Origin of the sequence: Mesorhizobium sp. DCY119, assembly GCF_003590645.1 — a bacterium.
Classification (GTDB): Bacteria; Pseudomonadota; Alphaproteobacteria; order Rhizobiales; family Rhizobiaceae; genus Mesorhizobium_M.
Genome location: NZ_CP031834.1, coordinates 4,008,099 through 4,023,449, shown reverse-complemented (window position 1 = coordinate 4,023,449; position 15,351 = coordinate 4,008,099). Strand labels below are relative to the sequence as shown.

General features: G+C 66.5%; 14 protein-coding genes. 1 reads left to right on the top strand and 13 read right to left on the bottom strand.

All coding sequences use genetic code 11. From position 1 onward, the window contains the following. Positions 1 to 278 precede the first annotated feature (278 nt). From DZG07_RS19510 to DZG07_RS19450, 13 genes are all read right to left on the bottom strand, one after another. A complete protein-coding gene (locus tag DZG07_RS19510; protein ID WP_119819875.1) occupies positions 279 to 1,211 on the bottom strand; it encodes a DUF2493 domain-containing protein in 933 nt (310 codons plus the stop codon). Positions 1,212 to 1,523: 312 nt separating this feature from the next. Further along, complete coding sequence (locus DZG07_RS19505; RefSeq protein ID WP_119821899.1) at positions 1,524 to 2,561, bottom strand: toprim domain-containing protein; 1,038 nt, start codon at positions 2,559 to 2,561, stop codon at positions 1,524 to 1,526. Beyond that, positions 2,561 to 6,889, bottom strand: coding sequence for a strawberry notch family protein (locus tag DZG07_RS19500; RefSeq protein WP_119819872.1), 4,329 nt, complete (start codon positions 6,887 to 6,889; stop codon positions 2,561 to 2,563). Before DZG07_RS19500 ends, DZG07_RS19505 begins: the two co-directional genes overlap by 1 nt. A 96-nt stretch (positions 6,890 to 6,985) precedes the next feature. Then, the gene (locus DZG07_RS19495) at positions 6,986 to 7,294 is read right to left on the bottom strand and encodes a DUF4326 domain-containing protein (protein ID WP_119821897.1); all 309 of its coding nucleotides are present in this window, start codon (positions 7,292 to 7,294) and stop codon (positions 6,986 to 6,988) included. Between the two features lie 202 nt (positions 7,295 to 7,496). Continuing rightward, complete coding sequence (locus DZG07_RS19490; RefSeq protein WP_119819869.1) at positions 7,497 to 8,141, bottom strand: antitoxin of toxin-antitoxin stability system; 645 nt, start codon at positions 8,139 to 8,141, stop codon at positions 7,497 to 7,499. After that, the gene (locus DZG07_RS19485; protein WP_119819866.1) at positions 8,134 to 8,550 is read right to left on the bottom strand and encodes a hypothetical protein; all 417 of its coding nucleotides are present in this window, start codon (positions 8,548 to 8,550) and stop codon (positions 8,134 to 8,136) included. Before DZG07_RS19485 ends, DZG07_RS19490 begins: the two co-directional genes overlap by 8 nt. Before the next feature lie 69 nt (positions 8,551 to 8,619). After that, positions 8,620 to 8,814 carry a hypothetical protein gene (locus tag DZG07_RS19480; RefSeq protein WP_119819863.1) on the bottom strand — a complete coding sequence of 65 codons (195 nt, stop codon included), beginning with the start codon at positions 8,812 to 8,814 and terminating at the stop codon, positions 8,620 to 8,622. Then, positions 8,814 to 9,299 carry a hypothetical protein gene (locus DZG07_RS19475; protein ID WP_119819861.1) on the bottom strand — a complete coding sequence of 162 codons (486 nt, stop codon included), beginning with the start codon at positions 9,297 to 9,299 and terminating at the stop codon, positions 8,814 to 8,816. The genes DZG07_RS19480 and DZG07_RS19475 overlap by 1 nt, the downstream gene beginning before the upstream one ends. A 178-nt stretch (positions 9,300 to 9,477) precedes the next feature. After that, complete coding sequence (locus tag DZG07_RS19470; RefSeq protein ID WP_119819858.1) at positions 9,478 to 10,128, bottom strand: hypothetical protein; 651 nt, start codon at positions 10,126 to 10,128, stop codon at positions 9,478 to 9,480. A 102-nt stretch (positions 10,129 to 10,230) separates the two neighbouring features. Next, on the bottom strand, positions 10,231 to 10,707 hold the full coding sequence (locus DZG07_RS19465) for a hypothetical protein (RefSeq protein WP_119819855.1): 477 nt from the start codon (positions 10,705 to 10,707) through the stop codon (positions 10,231 to 10,233). A gap of 90 nt (positions 10,708 to 10,797) precedes the next feature. Further along, entirely contained in the window at positions 10,798 to 12,930 is a 2,133-nt protein-coding gene (locus DZG07_RS19460; RefSeq protein WP_119819853.1) for a ParB/RepB/Spo0J family partition protein, read from the bottom strand. 174 nt (positions 12,931 to 13,104) lie between these two features. Then, on the bottom strand, positions 13,105 to 13,476 hold the full coding sequence (locus DZG07_RS19455) for a DUF2958 domain-containing protein (RefSeq protein WP_119819850.1): 372 nt from the start codon (positions 13,474 to 13,476) through the stop codon (positions 13,105 to 13,107). Continuing rightward, positions 13,473 to 14,435 (bottom strand): zincin-like metallopeptidase domain-containing protein, encoded by a 963-nt coding sequence (locus DZG07_RS19450; protein WP_119819847.1) that lies wholly within the window; start codon positions 14,433 to 14,435, stop codon positions 13,473 to 13,475. The genes DZG07_RS19455 and DZG07_RS19450 overlap by 4 nt, the downstream gene beginning before the upstream one ends. Before the next feature lie 289 nt (positions 14,436 to 14,724). Between DZG07_RS19450 and DZG07_RS19445 the strand changes: the two genes are divergently transcribed. After that, positions 14,725 to 15,324 carry an SOS response-associated peptidase gene (locus tag DZG07_RS19445; RefSeq protein ID WP_119819844.1) on the top strand — a complete coding sequence of 200 codons (600 nt, stop codon included), beginning with the start codon at positions 14,725 to 14,727 and terminating at the stop codon, positions 15,322 to 15,324. Positions 15,325 to 15,351: the final 27 nt, after the last annotated feature.

The window sequence follows — 15,351 nt, the reverse complement described above, 5'->3', positions numbered from 1 at the left end:
TAGCCGTAGTTTGACACAACGCGGTGTTGTTCTGGCTGCAGCGCATACTGCAGTTCTTCAGGAAGGCGCTGTCGTCCAGGCAGTAGCCTCGGTGCCCAATCGCACAAGTCTCGATGCCGAGATCGATAACGTCCTGGACGAATTGCGGGATCTCTTCGACTTTCATGACATTCATTTCCGGCTCCGTGGTTGAAGTCGAAACGCTACGTGCAGATCGTGGGTGCCGCACCCCGGCGAAAGTGACGGGCTATTTGCGCTGTTCGCGAGGAAGGGGGCGCTCACGCGCCACCCCGCGTGCGGAAGTCGTAGGCATTAATCCCGAGCTTCCTGGCCTTGTCGGCGAAGTTGTCCTGGATGCCGGTTCCGGTGAAGACGATCACGCCTATCGGCAGGAGGTCCAGCATGGCGTCGTTGCGCTTGAAGGGTGCTGACCGTCCGTGCTTGTCCCAGTTCGGGGCGAAGCCGACCTGCGGCACCTTGCGATTGTCTGCCCATTTGGCTGCGATCAGTTCGGCGCCCTTCGGCGATTTGCCGTGGATCAGCACCATGTCGGGGTGCTTGGCGTGGACCTTGTCGAGCACCTCCCAGATGAGTTGGTGATCGTTGAAGTCGAGGCCGCCGGTGAGAGCGATCTTCGGGCCGGCGGGCAACATCACCTCGGTGTCGGCCTTGCGGCGGGCGGCGAGGAAGTCGCGGCTGTCGATCATTGCCGACGTCAGGTGCCGATGGTTGACCATCGATCCGGTGCGTGGTCGCCAGGCCGATCCGGTGTGCTGCTCGTAGTGATCAGCCGCCTGGTCGCGCATCAGTTCGAAGGCGTCGCGCCGTTCGATCATGGTCTGGCCCTGGGCGGTGAGGGTCTCGAGTTCGACTGCCTTGATCTCGGTGCCGTCCTGTTCCCGCTGCAGGCGTCGCTGGGCTTGCTCGTTGTCGTCCAGTTGGCGTTCGATCCGCATCACGGCGCGGTGGAAGACATTGCTGACGGACCAGAGCAGGTCGTCGAGGTCGGGTTCGAGGCGCGTATCCGCCAGGGTGGCGATGAGCGCGTCGAAGATGTCGGCCACGGCTCCGGCGACATGTTCGCCATCGGGGAGTGGTCGCGGATCGGGCTCGTCGGCAAAGGGGCGCCAGCCATAGAGCTGGAGTTCGGTCAGCACGTGATCGGTCGGGGATGCGGCGTGGTGCGGTTCGGTGTCGTCGTGCTCGCTCATGGGATGCTCCCGTCGGCTGGACCGCGACCCTCGCGGCCTTCATGGCGACGAAAGCCCACGGGCGGGACGGCCCGGCACCCGCAGCGCAGCGGAGGGCCGGAGCGGCAGCGGAGGATGGCGGCGGCCGGCTATTTTGCCTCGCGATGGAAAGGCGGCGCAGCCGCCGCCGGAAAATAGTCGGCCGCCACCATTGCCTGGCCGGACCGTTTGTGGGCCCGATCGCCCTCTCGAAGGCCGGGTCGCGGCTCTTTACCGGCGGGTCCCTATCCATGCGAGACCGACGGGTCCGTGCGTCGGGCTTCCCCTACCGGCTCATGCCGCCTGCTTCAGATAGCGGAAGCGGTCCCTGCGCATGAGCTGATCCGCGATCGTGGCGCGGAGGGCGGTGAGACCGAGATGGCGGAGATCGTCGTTGAAGTCCTCCATCGCGGGCGACAGCACGATCGCCTCGATCCCGGCATCGGTGGCGCGCTGAATCAGAGAGTCGCGGGCACCGTCACCGGCCGGATCGTTGTCGCGGATGACATAGAGCCGTTCCAGCGTCGGCGGGAACAGGATGGCGGCGAGATGGGCTGCCGAAAGAGCGGCTGCCATTGCCATGTCGGGCATGGCGCATCGGAGCGAGAGCGTGGTTTCGATGCCTTCGCCCGCAGCCATGACACTACCGGGTACACCGAAGCGGACGGCGTGTCCGAGGAGGTCACCCATGGCCCGTCTGGGCGTGTCGACCGGTGCCTTACCGCTGCCGTCCGGTGCGAGCCAGGTGCGGTGCGCGCCGGTCAGGCGTCCGTCAAGGTCGGTGACGGCAGCGATCATCGCCGGCCACGTCTCGGTCGGTCCATAGTCGTCCGGCCGATAGTAGCAGTGGGGATGGAAGCGTAAGGCTCCGGTTCCGTGCAGAGTAGCAATGGCGCGTCCGCGCAGATACGTTTCCACCAGCGTGGCGATGATGGGCTTCGACATGGCGACAAGTCGGCGCGACGCTTCGGTCGATCCGGTCGGCGCCGGGACGCGTGTTCGCTCCTGTCGAGGCTCTGTCTCGGCACGAGGCATGGCGAGAAAGCTCCGGGCTTCATCGGCGATGTCGCGGAAGTCGACCAGACCGAGAGATTCACGGATCACATCGAGCAGGTCGCCATGCTCGCCCGTGGCGGCGTCGGTCCATTTGCCGGGTGGCCCCTTCGGGGAGTCCCTGAGCCGGACGAACATGGAGCGGCCCGATGCGTTGCGCACATCGCCGACAGTCCAATAGTTGCCGGATCGACGGCCGTTGGAGAGGTAGTGGCGGCACACTGCCTCGGCATGCTCGCCGAGACGATGCGCGAGATCGGCGGCATCGTGACCTGGCATCATGGAGCCTCCCGCTCGCTGACGCGCTGGATCGGAAAGCGGTCGAGCACGCGTTCAAGCACGGCGAGGCCGTTGCCGTCGGTGGGCACGAACATCCTGAGCTTCCACGAAATGATCTCGTGAAAGAGGCCATAGGCGCTCAGCCGCTCGCGCATCGTGTCGGTGAATCCCGACAGTTCGATGCGCCAGGCGCCCATGACTCGGCAGCGGCGAAGCTGAAGGCCATCGCTGAGATCGAGGATCGTCCGGCCTTCCAACAACGCCGCGAAAGCCTGCTCCGGCGACAGCGATGGGACGCCCGTCGTCGTGGCGTTGGCGGCCCAGGCGGGCGAAACGCGGCGGCCGATGATGCGCTCGCCCGCGTCGGTCTGGAGCCGATAGACGCGCGTCGACTCGGTCGGCAGCCGCCGCCAGATCGGCAACAACAGGCCAGTGACCATATGCAGCACCGCGTCGGTGAACTCCGGCACCTCGGCAAGTTCCGCCGTCCAGGCTCGGGCAAAGGCTTCCCGGTCGGCCTCGACCCACCGGGTTTCGCCCATGGCCTTGAGCGGCATGTTCTGGCTTTCCATCGGCCGGATCAGCCTGACTCGGCGTTCGATTTCGCCATCGTCCAGCATGACACTGGTGGTCGGGATCTGCACCGCCGCGCGTCCCGACTGCTGGTTGATGAGCAGCACGGCGCGCCGATCATGGAGATGATCGAAGGCCGCATCGAGTGTGACCGGCCGGTTGCGCCGGCGCTCGGTGATGGTCAGCAGCCGGGTTTCGGCGCCGGTGCGCGGGTGGGTGTAGATGATCTGCCGGTCGGTAACGACGAAGCTCTCGGCGCGGAGCGTCTCGAGCCCTGCGTCATATGTGCCGGAGGCGATGGCGCCCTCGATACGCGCGGCGAGCAATTGCTCGAAGGCGCCGAACAGGACGCCCTGCAGCTCGATGGTCAGAGCGAGGAGGCGGTTCAAGAATGTGGTGATCGGCGGCAGTTCATCCTTGATGCCGTTGGCATCCATCAGCTTGAGGCCCGTCGCCGCCTCGAAGCGCTCGAGGGTGCAGCCCTCGACCTTGCCGCGCACGATCAGCAGATAGAGCTGGCGCAGCGCGTCGCGGGCATAGTGACTTTCGAGATTGTCCTCGGGGCGGAACAAGCCCTGGCCACCGGTCTGGCGCTGGCCGCGCGTGATGGCGCCCAGCGTGTCGAGACGTCGGGCGATCGTGGACAGGAAGCGCTTCTCAGCTTTCACATTGGTCGAGATGGGCCGGAACAGCGGCGGCTGCGCCTGGTTGGTGCGATGGGTGCGGCCAAGGCCCTGGATTGCGGTGTCGGCCTTCCAGCCCGCCTCCAGCAGATAGTGGACGCGCAGCCGCGTGTTCCGGGCCGAGAGCTCGGCATGATAGCTGCGACCCGTGCCTCCGGCGTCACTGAAAACCAGAATGCGCTTCTGGTCATCCATGAAGGCCTGCGTCTCGGCGAGATTGGCCGAGCCGGCGCGGTTCTCGACGATCAGACGGTCGCTTTTGCGCACGATGCGGCGGGAGCGTCCGGTGACCTCGGCCACGATGTCGGTGCCAAAATGCTGAACGATCTGGTCGAGCGCGCCGGGAACGGGCGGCAGGCTGGCGAGCCTCGCGATCAGCTCGTCGCGCCGTGCGACGGCCTCGCGGCTCTCGACCGGCTGGCCATCGCGATAGACAGGCCGCGACGACAGATTGCCCTCCGAATCCGTGAACGGCTCGTAGAGCTGCACCGGGAAGGAATGGGCGAGATAGTCGAGGACGTATTCGCGCGGCGTGATGTCGACGCGAACGTCGTTCCATTCCTCGGTCGGCAGTTCGGAGAGCCGGCGTTCCATCAGCGCCTCGCCGGTCGAGACGATCTGGATGACGGCGGCATGGCCGTCCTCGAGATCGCGGGTGATCGAGCGGATCAGCGTCGGCGTCTTCATCGACGTCAGGAGATGGCCGAAGAAGCGTTGCTTGGCCGACTCGAAGGCGCTGCGGGCCGCGGACTTGGCCTGAGCATTGAGCGTGCCGGTGCTGCCGGTGATGTTGGCGGCCTGCATCGCCGCATCGAGATTGTTGTGGATGATGCCGAACGCGCCAGCATAGGCATCATAGATGCGGACCTGCTCGGGGGTCAGCTCGTGCTCGAGCAGCTCGTATTCGACGCCCGTGAACGATAGCGAACGGGCGGTATAGAGGCCGAGCGCCCGCAGATCGCGGGCCAGCACTTCCATGGCTGCAACGCCGCCGGCCTCGATCGCCTCGACGAACTCGGCCCGCGTCGAAAATGGAAAGTGCTCGCCGCCCCAGAGGCCGAGCCGCTGGGCATAGGCGAGATTGTGAACCGTGGTGGCGCCCGTGGCGGAGACATAGACAATACGGGCATTCGGCAGGGCATGCTGGAGCCCCAGGCCCGCGCGGCCCTGCTGCGAGGGGGCGGCATCGCCCCGTTCACCCTTGCCGCCGACGGCATTCTGCATGGCATGGGCCTCGTCGAAAATGATCACTCCGTCGAAATCCGGACCCAACCATTCGACGATCTGCTTGACCCGCGAAACCTTCTCGCCGCGATCATCGGAGCGCAGCGTGGCATAGGTGGTGAACAGGATGCCTTCGGGCAGCACGACCGGCTTGCCCTGCGGGAAGCGCGACAGCGGCGTGACCAGTAACCGCTCCATGCCAAGTGCCGACCAGTCGCGCTGCGCGTCCTCGATCAGCTTGTCGGACTTCGAAATCCAGACCGCCTTGCGGCGACCCAGCATCCAGTTGTCGAGAATGATGGAAGCGGATTCCCGGCCCTTGCCGACGCCGGTGCCGTCGCCGATGAAAAAGCCTTGGCGGAAGCGAACGGCGCTTGCGGCGTCATCGGCTGCGGCACTCACCACATCGAAGGTGTCGTCAACGGTCCAGGCGCCGGCGAGATATTCGGCATGGGCCTCGCCGGCATAGATGACGGTTTCGAGCTGCGCGTCCGAGAGCAGGCCGAGAACATTCATGGGAAGGCGAGGCCGATAGCTGGGCTTGGGCGGCGCGACCGAGGCCATCGCGGCCGATTGCACGAGTTGCGTCGGGTGCGCCTGAGAGCCGGAAATACGGATCGCCTGAAGTCCGTAATCCTCATAGATCGCATCGCTGATGCGGCCGCCTTCGGCGGGATGCCAGCCGACTGCCTCATAGGCGAGCTCGACGGCTTCGGGATCCACGATCGCGGCGCGCGGTGTCGTCCCCGCTGCGCGGGCAAGATAACCCCGCGCGGTGCGCGGTGCGGCCGAAGAGGAGGTGGGGATCGCTGCTGCGGGTATGGTGACCGGCAGCCGTGCCGGTACGAGCGCGCCGACCCAGTCGAGCAGTGTCGCAGCGTCCGGCGCGACGCCGAGAGCCGCCGGGAAGACGGCGGGATCGTCCGCCGGCATCCGGTCGAAGACGGTGAGGCGTGTCGAAAAGGTCGTGCCATGCTTGGCATAGACGGCGCCATCGATGGCGGCGGAAAAGACCACGCGGCCGCGCTCCTGCAGGCGGGTGAAGGCGGCGGTCCAGGCCGGACTGTCCGGGGCAAAGTTAGCGCCGGTGATGGTCACCAGCCGGCCGCCGGGCGCCAGGCGCGCCAGCGCCGAGGCGATGTGACGCCAGGCTGCATCGGCGACGCGGCCCTCGACATTGGCCATGACCGAGAATGGCGGGTTCATCAGCACGACGCTGGGCACGGCGCCGGCATCGAGATGGTCGTCGATCTGGGCCGCGTCGAAGCGGGTGACGGGGATGGCCGGAAAGAGGGAGGAAAGGAGCGCTGCTCGCGTCTCGGCGAGCTCGTTGAGGACGAGCGAGCCGCCGGCGATCTCGGCGAGGATGGCGAGCAGCCCGGTGCCGCCGGAGGGCTCGAGCACGCGGTCGGCCGGCGTGATGGCGGCGGCTGTCGCGGCGACGAGGCCGAGTGGGATCGGTGTCGAGAACTGCTGGAAGGTCTGCGCCTCTTCGGAGCGGCGCGTATGCGTCGGCAGGAGCCCGGCGATCTTCGAGACGGCGGAAAGCCGTGCATCCGCCGAGGCGGCTTTGCGGAAGAGCGCCTTTCCGTATTTCCGGAGGAAGAGGACCGTGGCGGCCTCGCAGGCCTCATAGGCCTGCTTCCAGTCCCAGGCGCCGGTGGCATCGGAAGCGCCGAAGGCATCTTCCATCGCGGCGCGCAACTTCGGCGCATCGATGCGTTCGCCGCGTTCGAGATGGGGCAGCAACAGGCCGGCACCGGCGAAGATGGCGCTGGCGGCATCGGTTTCGGCGAGCGGGAGCAGTGCGGCGGCGGGTGCCGCCGCAGCGGGCGAGATCATGGTCATGGCAGGAACCTCGGAGAGCGGGAGAGGATCGAGCCGCGCGGCGCTCTCTCTGGACCGCGCCGGCTCAAACCCGTCCCGGCCTGCCTCTCCCTCTCGTCACGCCGCGGCCTTCACCGCGCGCCACCACGCGATGCGTTCGTCGCGCGTCGCATTGGCGAGCCGGCGCAGCAGGTCGCCGTGGCATGGCAGCGGCGCGCAAAAGCAGACGAGATCGCGTCCGCGCAACTCGTCGAGCGCCCGCAGCAGATCGTGCTGATCGGCGAGCCAGCGCTCGTATTTCGCGATGACGGTGGCGCGGTCGCCATCGGGGCCGATCCGGAACGGATTGCCCCATTTCGAGCCGCGGCCGATATAGACGGCGCCCGCCGGCACGCCCGCGTGATGCTTGTTGAGAACCCTGCACATGGCCATCGACTCCGATCCGTTGCGATGGCGCGCGTGGTCGGATGCGGCCGAGGCCCCGCTGTCACCCATTGCCGGCGATGGGGGAACGGCTTGCCCGTTGACAGCGGGGCCGCCGCGTCCAGACCTGCGGGCGCAACGGATCGGGGAGACGGGCATGGCCCGGGGGAAGACGCTGGCACCAACCATGCGGGCGTGGCGGCACCTAGCCGAAACGGCGGCCGCTCGCGGTGAAAGTGTATTGGTTGGCGAGGATCGCCTCGTCGACCACCGCGTCGGAAGTCAGATATTCGTATTCACGCTCGAGCTGGCGATAGAGCCAGCGAGCGAGATCGCGCAGCGCCTCCGTGACGGCTTCCTCCGCATCGACGGTCATGTCCTGCCAGGTCGGACTGTCGCGGTCGACGGCGATCGCCATGGTGTATTCGTGGTAGTAGCGGTCGCGATGGGAGATGCCGGCATGAAGCTGGTAGAAGTTGCGGCGCTGGATCGCCTGCAGCGCGTCGGCAATTCTGTGCAACTCGCCATCCTCGGGCGCGTGGTCGCGGATGTGGCGTGGCGCTCTCTTGGCGTGTCGGTAGCGGCCCTCGAAGCAGGCGCCGTCGCCCTGGCTCCAGAAGCCCGAGAACCAGATGCAGGGTTTCTGGCGAGTGCCGCCACCATAGAGCGGAACGCGAGTGGTGCTGAGCTCGACGCCGAGGATGGCGCAGATGCGTTCGAAGTCGTCATAGACGAATTCGTACCAGTCGTGGTCGAAGGCGCCCTCGCGATACCAGGCGCGTGCCTTGCCTCGTGCTGCCTCGGGCAGTTCGTCGAGGCGATAGACCGTGGTTTCGATGATCTCAGGCATCGGGATCACCTCCGGCAAGCACAGTGGTCAGCCATTCGTAGGAGCTGACCCAGCCGATGGATTTGCGGGCGCCCAGATCGATGGCGTGCGCACCGCCGCCATAGGCGTCGAGGCGTGGGCGCGAGCAGGTATTGGCATATTCGAATCCCCAAAGCCCCTTGAGGTCGAAGGCTTCGGCACAGAGCAGCACGAAGGCGATGACGCATTCGGGATCGCCGGAGGCGTCGTCGGAGATCCACAGCGTGGTGCCGCCGGCCTCGTCGTCGATCGACGCCGAGAAACCATCGGACAGGGGATGATCGGGGTCACCGTCGAGAACGGCCGTCTCGTAGATGTCGATCGCGCGCGTCGCGTTCGCGGCCGTGCCGACGTCGAAGAGGCACGAGAAGTGGGTGAAGTAATCGGCCATGGGAGCTTCCTGAAAAGGAAAAGCCCGGCGCGATGACCGGGCGTGGGTTGGGGAAAAGGTAGATCGGCGTTACAGCCGGAATTCCGAGACCAGGTTCTGGTCGTTGGCGTGATGGCGGAGCATCTCGCGGTAGAAGCGTTTGCGAGCGTCGCGCTTCGCCGGATCGCGGCGATCATGGCACGCCATTTTGCGCCAGGCCGCGCGGATGACGGTCCGATTGCTGTCCCAGACATGGACGTGGAGGTAGAGATAGTGGAGATACATCATGCACCGCCCCCGGCTGCGCCGTTCGACGATTGCTGGGGATCTCCTTCGACGAGTAGCGGCGGGATCCTGGCGTCGGCAGCGTCGAAATGCGCGAGGATCGCGTCTATCGAGCCGAGCTGGTGAACCGTGCCCCTGTCGATGACGACATAGTCCTCTTCGTCGACAGCGTAGGACGTGGGTGCTCCCGCGCCGGTGAACACGACCCGTTCAGCGCCCCATTGGCCGGCATAGGCACCTGACCACCTGGTGAAGGGTATCTTCTTTTCGACGCACCACGCCTCCAAAGTGTCGAAGCTCCCCCACGCGACCTCGTGGGCGTAAAGACTGAGCGGTTCGCCGACGACTCGGTGATCCGGCGCGTAGGTCGGGCCGTCCCACTCGGTCGACAGACGCTCATCTGCGATGATTTCCGAAAGCTCGGCATAGTCTGATGCGGTGATCGTTCCACCCAATACGATCGACGCGGAAACACGATCGGCCATGAGAACCTCCTGGCGGTTGAGCAGGCCGGGGCCTGCGGTTGATTTCAGGGTTGGGCACGACGCCGACGGGCAGCGCCGAGGCATCGCCGTGCGATGCAAGGGGCGAGGCCGGCCACCCTCTCGGGAAAGCATCGGCTCGTCCGTTCTGGCCGGCCCTCTCACTCTGGGGCGCCGAACATCACGCACCCGGACCGCTTGCGTGCCGCAGCGCGATGAGAGCGGCGCTGAATTCGGCTGCACCGATCTCCTCGGAAAGGTTCATGGAAGCGGCAACGGCGAGGCAGGCAGCGTGGATGTCGGCGTCGGTTACTGAATCCGCCGTGAGGCCGGCGAAGCGCTCGTCCGACTCTAGGATTACCGGGATCCCGTCGCGCACCCGGTCCTCCTGCAATTCGGCGAGCACATGGCGCGACCGCGGCAGATCGGCCGGCCGGTCGGGACCGCGCGCACCATCGAGAATGGCCTCGCCCAGGGCGATCGCCCATTCGGACTTGGCGAACCATTCCGGAGCGGTCGTGCGGCCGGCCTTCGCGTCGCTGACCATGATCTTGAGCAGTCCGAGCATGAGTTCGAAATGCGCGGCCTGGCGCTGGACGGTCTCCCCGAAATGCGGAGGGACCGGAATAGCCGGCCCGCGACAGGCCGCCTTGGCGCCGTCCCAGATGCCGGTAACGTAGGTCTCGCCGGAGGACTCGTAGTCCTCCTGCTGTCCAGACCAGTCGGTGTCCGCGATGGCCAGGCGGCAGGCCGCTTCGGGCGTGTCGGCGGCATAGCTGACCTGCCGGAACACCGGCAGTCGGTAGGTGGTTTCGATGGTGAAGTCGGCCATTGTGCTGCTCCTCAAAATGCAAGCGGCCCGGCGCTCCTGTCGGAGCCCGGGCCTTGGTTGGTGGATTGATGGTCTATGCGCGCCGCCATGCCGGTGCGCTGCTCACGCCGCGGCGCGGCCCTCGACGACATCGGCGCCGATCTCGTCGGCCGTCACGTCCTCGATCCGCGCCTGGCCATGCCGGTGCTTGGCCAGCCACAGTTCGGCCGTCTCGCGACTGTCGGCGAGATGTAGGAGCTCGAGATTGTCGGCGACCGGCAGAAGGACGCGGACCGTGCCGATGCTGGGCCGCTCGACGATCTCGAAGCGGAGATCGCTGTCGAGGCTGTGCTCGCGCATGACGGTGACGAGGATGACGCTGCCGGCGGCGAAATTGCCTTCGTTCAGAATAATCGACGCCGGCGCGCAATAGGCCGGCCGGTCACGCGGCGGCTCCTTGCGGACGAGACGGCCGAGGCCGTTGCGCCGTTCCCAGGCGGCAAGTTTCTTGGCGAAGCGCGCCGGGGGTTTCGGCGTGCCGTCCGAATAGCGGATCAACGCGCCCAGTGGCGCGGTGTCATAGACGATATGGGCGGACATGATGGTCTCCTGAAACGAAAAAGGCCCGGCAGGACGCCGGGCCGTGAGGTGAGAGTGGACGGGGCGACCGAAGCCGCCCCGCCGATGGGATTATTCGGCAGCGACCGCGTGGGCGGTTTCGTCATCGGAAGCGGCCGGGCTGTCCGCGTCATCGCCGGCGAGGAATTCCGGCAGTGCCGCGTCCTCCTCGGCCGTCCGGTCGGCGGCTGCGTCATCCCCGATCAGGCGCAGCGGTTCGGGCAGCCAGCCGCTGTCGGCCAACAGGCGTTCCCCCTCCTTGGCCATGTCGCCCTTCTTCAGATGGTCGATGAGCTGGGCCCCACGCTCGCCGGCTCCTTCGCGGACCGCCTCGAGGATGCGGGCCTTGGTGACGCGGCCCAGATAGTTGTCGACCGTCGGGCGCCAGCCGGCATCCACCATGTCGAGTCCGGTGGCATGGGAGAGCCGATCGGCTTCGCGCAGGCGCTGGTCGAGCCCGTGCTGGGAAACGCCGCTGCCGCTATAGGGATTGGGCCGCTCGTAGAGGGCGTTGATCCCGTAGCTGACGCAATGGGCGAGCAGCGCCTGCCGGCTGGCGTCATCCAGACCGTCGAGACAGGTCCACAGGGCGTCATCGTCACCCAGCGGGATATCGCCCTTCCACGCCTCATGACGCTCATCGACCGCCTTGGCCGAGGGGCTGTCCTTGAGGCCTGCGTCCTGGGCCGAGAGATGAATGTGCCGGACCGAGGCCTCGACGCAGCCGGTCGAGGAACGCTGACCGAAGCAGTCGAGGACGAGGCGGTGCAGCAGCGCCGTGATCGCCACATGCGGATTCTCGGCAACGGCATTGCGCAGGGCGAGCGTGCGATGCGCGGTGAGTTCGATCACCAGGCGCTCGGGCAGCGGCTTGATGCTGTCGCCTTCTTCCTCGTCGGGCTCGGAGGCCTGGGCACCGATGGTGATGGTGGTGCGACGAACCACGGGCTCGCCATCGGCGTCATCACCGCCCGTCTCGCCGCCGGCTTCAGCGCCGTCGCCCTCAACCACCTCCGGGGCCTCGTCCTCGGGACGGACATAGCCGCGATCGACAACCAGACCGCCATCGCGGTCGATGCTGACGAAAGCGCCGGCGCGGGTGATTTCGGCGGGATCGTAGCTCATCGGCCGTCCCTCGAAGGCCTCGAGCGCGGCTTCGATTTCGCCCAGGCGCTGATCGACCGCATCGGGCAATTCGTCGGCTTCGCCATACTCGGTTTCCAGCCGATCGTATTCCGCGCGGAGGGCCTCTCGTTCGGCCCGCTCGTCCTCGGTCAGGTCGGCAGGCGTGCCGGCGAGCGTGCGCAGGCCGTGCGTATGGCCATAGGGCAGATCGATATCGACGACGATCCACTTCCAGCCTTCGGCCGCGATCTCGTCGGCGGTCGACTTGAGCTTGTCGCCGACAAGGCGGTCGAGCAGTGCCGGATCCTGCAGCCAGCCGCCATTGTCGGCCTCGAACAGGTCGCGCAGCACGACGCCGTCGGCGGCGACATAGGCGTCGATACCGACGAACAGTGCCCGACGATCACCGGCCCGAACCGTGGTTTCGGTCAGCATGCGCCGGATCTGCTGCGGCTCCTTGGACCAGGAGTTTTCGAGCGCCTCCCAGACCTGTTCCTGGCGGGCATGATCCTCGGTCACGGTGAAGGCCATGAGCTGCTCGAGCGTCATGCCGTCCTGCTCATAGACCTCGTGCAGCCTGGGCGAGACCTTGGCGAGCCGCAGGCGCTGCTGGACAAAGGTGGCAGAGACGAAGAAGCGTGCGCCGATCTCCTCGTGGCTGGCGCCCTGGTCGACGAGGGTGTGGAAGGCGCGGAACATGTCGAGGGGATGGAGATCCTCGCGCTGAAAGTTCTCGGCCAGCGAGTCTTCCTCGATCGGCACGACGCTGTTGGCGTCGGTGACGACGCAGGGCACCGGCTCGGTGTTGGCCATGCGCTTCTGCTTGACCAAGAGTTCGAGGGCGCGATAGCGGCGCCCGCCGGCGGGCACCTCGAACATGCCGGTCTCGTTGCCCTCGCCGTCCAGCACCGGCCGGACGTTGAGGCTCTGGAGCAAGCCGCGCCGGCCGATCGAGGCCGCGAGGTCCTCAATGGTTTCCCCGCGCTTTATGCGCCGGACATTGGACTGGCTCAGCATCAGCTTGTTGAAGGGGATGTCGCGCGAGGCGTTGAGGGTGATCTTCTGCTTGGCGGTCGCCATGGTGATTACTCCGCGACGGGCGGCCGAGACTCTCTCGACCTCAAACCCGTCGCGAAAAGCGGCGCCGCCCTCTCACTCTGAGGACGGCGCCGCGCGAGAGAGACCCGCGGGGGCACAGAGCCGCCGACACGGCTTTGCGCGTCGGCGGCTTTCCGGATTTCAGGGGGAGGCACGTCAGGCGCTGTCCCGGTGAGGTCCGGCAACGGAAAAGAGGATGCGCTCGGCTGCGCGGATGCTTCCCGCCTGGCGGGCGGCCTCGGCCCAGACCGAAAGCGGCAGGTCGGTGGCAAACAGGATGTCGCGCTCGATGCCCATGCCGAAGGGCAGGCGGACCGCGGTCATCTCGAGGAGCGAGAAGCTGCCGAGCTCCGGATAGCCGAGGTCGGCGAGGCCGAATAGGGTGTCGCCGTCCGCAGCCAATTCGGTGGCGAGCCAGACCCCTTCGCCCAACGGGTTGAAGAATTTCACCGCGGGAACGTGATCGGCTTCGGAATCGCGCCCATTGGCGACGAGCCGCTGGCGCAGTTCATCGGTCAGGAGGATCATGCCGCCCTCCTGTCGATCTCGGGCTGGTCCGTCTCGACCATGGCGTCGGTTTCCGGAAGGAAGGCGAGCAGCCAGTCGGCGGCCTTGCTGGCCTGGCTGGCGGCCCAGACGATGGCGCGGTTGTCCTCGCGCAGCACGTCGAGCCAGGAGCCGAGATAGTCGGCGTGGCGCACGGTCGGCACGATGCCGAGCGAGGCGCAGCAGAACGCCGCGTTCATCTCGGCGACCAGTTCCTCGAAGGCGTATTTCCTGGTGCCGAACGAACCGCCGAGATCCCGGCCGAGCCGCGACGCGTGGCCGGTGGCGTGGCCCAATTCGTGCAGCGCCGTGCGGTGCCAGTTGATCGGTTCGAAATAGGCGGCCGGCGGCGGCACCCGCACATAGTCCTCAGCCGGCACATAGAAGGCCCGGTCACCACCGATGCGGAAGGCGATGCCGGTCGCCTTGATGAGGGCTTCCACCTGGGGCTCGATCTGGCCGGGCGGCGGCGGCGGCGCGGCGATCGCCACGTCCCCGGGCAGACCCTCGCATTGGGCGGCGTTGAAGACGGTGTAGCGCTTGAGGAACGGAATGGCCGCCGCTTCCTCGCCGGTCTCTTCGGCGCGCTGCTTTTCGTCGTCGGGGACGAAGCGGTCGGCATAGACGATGGTGGTGCCGTGTTCGCCCTTCATGACGTTGCCGCCGAGGGACAGGGCCTGGCGGAAGGTAAGCCAGCCCTGGCTGGGAAAGCCGTGCTCGATCACGGCGCCCCACAGGAGGAGCACGTTGATGCCGGTGTAGTGCCGAGCTGTTGCGACGTTCCTGGGCATGGCGAGCGGCGCCTTCGCCGCTGCCGTGCCCCATGGCTGCACCCAGGGAACGCGGCCGGCTTCCAACTCGGCGATGATCTTGTCGGTGATGTCATCATAAAGGCTCGTCCGGTCGGCTCCGGCGCGCGCATTTCGGTGATGTCTGGACATCGCGGTTCTCCGCGACGGGCGCCGGAGGCCTCTCCTCCAGCCCTCAACCCGTCACGGCAAACCCGGTCCGCACTCTCACTCTAAGGGGGCGTTGCGGGGTCTCCCCGCAGAAGGGGGTGCGTCGGCAACGAGAGTGCCGACCAGGGGGAAGGCTTTCCCCCGTAAAGTCGCAAAACCGCAAAGTCGGAGCGCAGGGTTTCCGATTGTGCGCCTTGCAGGCCCGGTGCTTGCCGCTTTTCGGCGCGGCTCGGTCTCGAATTCGGCCGCGTCCCGCGATAGAGTGATCACCATGTGCAATGCATACGAACAGCACGTGAAGTGGGTCGAATACGTCAAGATGATGCAGGCGCTGGAATTGAACATTCCAACGCAGCAGACCGACCTCGACCTGCGCGAGGCCGACGAGATTCGCATCAGCGATATGGCACCAGTGATGCGGGCGACCGCAAATGACAATGAGATTGCATTGGAGCCCATGAGTTTCGGGCTGCCATCGGATCAGCCCAAGCGCGGCCCGGTCTTCAACTTCCGTTCCGATGGTCGCAACTTTTCCAACAGCAAACGCTGTCTCATTCCGGCCTCGGGCTTTTTCGAGTTCACCGGCACGAAATACCCAAAGACAAAGCACCGCTTCACGCTCAATGGTGCCCCGTTCCTGGCCATTGCCGGGATCTGGCGTGAGGCCCAGGGCAATCACGCGGCGTCGTTCGCCATGCTGACCACGGAACCCGGGCCGGACATCAAGCCATACCATGATCGGCAGGTGGTGGTGCTCAAGCCGGACGACTGGGCGGCCTGGGTCTATCTGACCAAGCCGGAGGCGGAATTGCTGCGGCCGCTTCCGGAGGGTTCGCTCGCCGCTGAGACCATTCGCAAGGGCACCGAATGAGGCCCGTGGCTGGGAGCGCGGGAGGCG